This window comes from Dietzia maris (assembly GCF_014144855.1).
In the GTDB taxonomy this organism is placed as follows: Bacteria; Actinomycetota; Actinomycetes; order Mycobacteriales; family Mycobacteriaceae; genus Dietzia; species Dietzia kunjamensis.
The window spans coordinates 1-1,601 of record NZ_JAALDN010000549.1; the positions used below are offsets into that span (position 1 = coordinate 1).

The window sequence follows — 1,601 nt, forward strand, 5'->3', positions numbered from 1 at the left end:
CCGGAGCGTGTCAAATCAAATGAGACGTGAGGTGCTCGGTTGGGCTTGGCTAGTTTCGGGTGATCGGGCGTCGGGGTCGTTGATGGTCGCCTTTTCCGGCAGTCGGGGTGGGCGCGGTCGTCGGGTGAACCGTTCGGGGTGTTTGGCGTAGGCGGCGTCGAGCACGAGCTGGCGCCTGTCGCGGATGGTCTCGGCGGTGCCGTCGTGGACGCTGGCCGGGGTGTGCAGTCCGATCCCGCTGTGCCGGTGCTGGTGGTTGTACCAGTGGATGAATCGGTTCATCCATGCCCGGGCGGCACCGATGCTGGCGAACCGCTCGGGGTAGTTCGGCGTGTACTTCATGGTCTTGAACTGCGACTCGCTGTACGGGTTGTCGTTGCTGGTCCGCGGCCGATTGTGCGACCGGGTTACATCCAGATCGCACAGGAGTGAGGCCAACGGCTTCGAGGTCATCGCCGCGCCCCCGTCGGCGTGGAGATACCCCGGTGCCTGGCCTTGCTCGGCGATGGCGGCGGCGACCAGGTCGGCGGCCAGTTCGCCGTCTTCGACGGTCTCGATGCGCCAGCCCACGACGTAGCGGGAGTAGATGTCGATGACGACGTAGGCGTGGTACCAGATGCCCTTGGCCGGGCCCCGCATTTTCGTGATGTCCCACGACCACACATCATTTGCTGAGGTTGCGACCAGTTCGGGAATCGCCCGTGGTGGATGGGTTGCCTGCCGACGACGCTCGCCGTTCATCGCCTCGGCCGCCAGGATCCGGTGCATCGTGCGCTGCGAGCAGTGATACCGGCCGGCGTCGAGTTCGCGGGCCCACACCTGGGCCACGGACAGATCGGCGTAGGCCTCGCTGGTGAGCACTTCCAGTATCGCGGTGCGCTCGGCGGCGGTGAGCTCGGCAGGATGGCGGGCCTTGGGGTGCGGCCCATACTGGCGCGGTTTCGGATTGGCCTGGCGATGATGGGTCGCCCGCGACCTACCGACCAGGGCGCAGGACCGCACCACACCCAGCAGCGCGGTCAGCAGCTGCGCGGTTTCGGCCTGCCAGGTGCGCCAGGCGGCCCTGGTCACCCCTTGTTTTTCTTGGAGAGCGCTTCCAAGAACGCGACACCTTTTCCCATGACCTCCAACGCGGCGTCACGATCGGCGATGACCTTGTCCTTCCGGGCGGCGTCTGACTCGAGTTTGCTGATCTGCTTTTCCAGCTCAGCGATGCGCGCCTGCTCCGGCGACTGGCCAGCCCGGGGCCTTCTCTTGGACACGGTGCCCAGTGTTCCCGCTTCGATCTGGGCCCGCCACTGCTTGACGCTGGAATCGTAGAGGCCCTCTCGGCGCAGCACGCGGCCCTTCTGCCCGGACGGGGCCTGCTCGTACTCGGCGACGATGCGCCGCTTGTACTCGGCCGTGAACGTCCGCCGGGCCGGCCGCCCGGTCCGCGGGGCCTGAACCGTCTCCTGCGTCGAGGTCGTCGGCGTCGGCTGCGAGGCCTCCAGGGCCGCGTCAGTAGTTGCAGTGATAGTCATGCTGGGTTCTCCTTCTCCTCACGCCCCAGCCTCTCAACCAGCCAGCCCGGGTGTCTCACCTCAGTCTGGCGGATAGGG

General features: G+C 67.0%; 2 protein-coding genes. Both read right to left on the minus strand.

Annotated features, from left to right (window positions below; translation table 11 throughout):
- Positions 1-15 precede the first annotated feature (15 nt).
- Positions 16-1,071: an IS3 family transposase gene (locus tag G6024_RS16060; RefSeq protein WP_083249486.1), complete on the minus strand. Its 1,056-nt coding sequence runs from the start codon at positions 1,069-1,071 to the stop codon at positions 16-18.
- Complete coding sequence (locus G6024_RS16065; protein WP_095719468.1) at positions 1,068-1,523, minus strand: transposase; 456 nt, start codon at positions 1,521-1,523, stop codon at positions 1,068-1,070. Before G6024_RS16065 ends, G6024_RS16060 begins: the two co-directional genes overlap by 4 nt.
- Positions 1,524-1,601: the final 78 nt, after the last annotated feature.

Bases quoted from the DNA above. Each gene is read 5' to 3' on its own strand.
- G6024_RS16065 (WP_095719468.1), bottom strand. From the start codon at position 1,523: ATGACTATCACTGCAACTACTGACGCGGCCCTGGAGGCCTCGCAGCCG.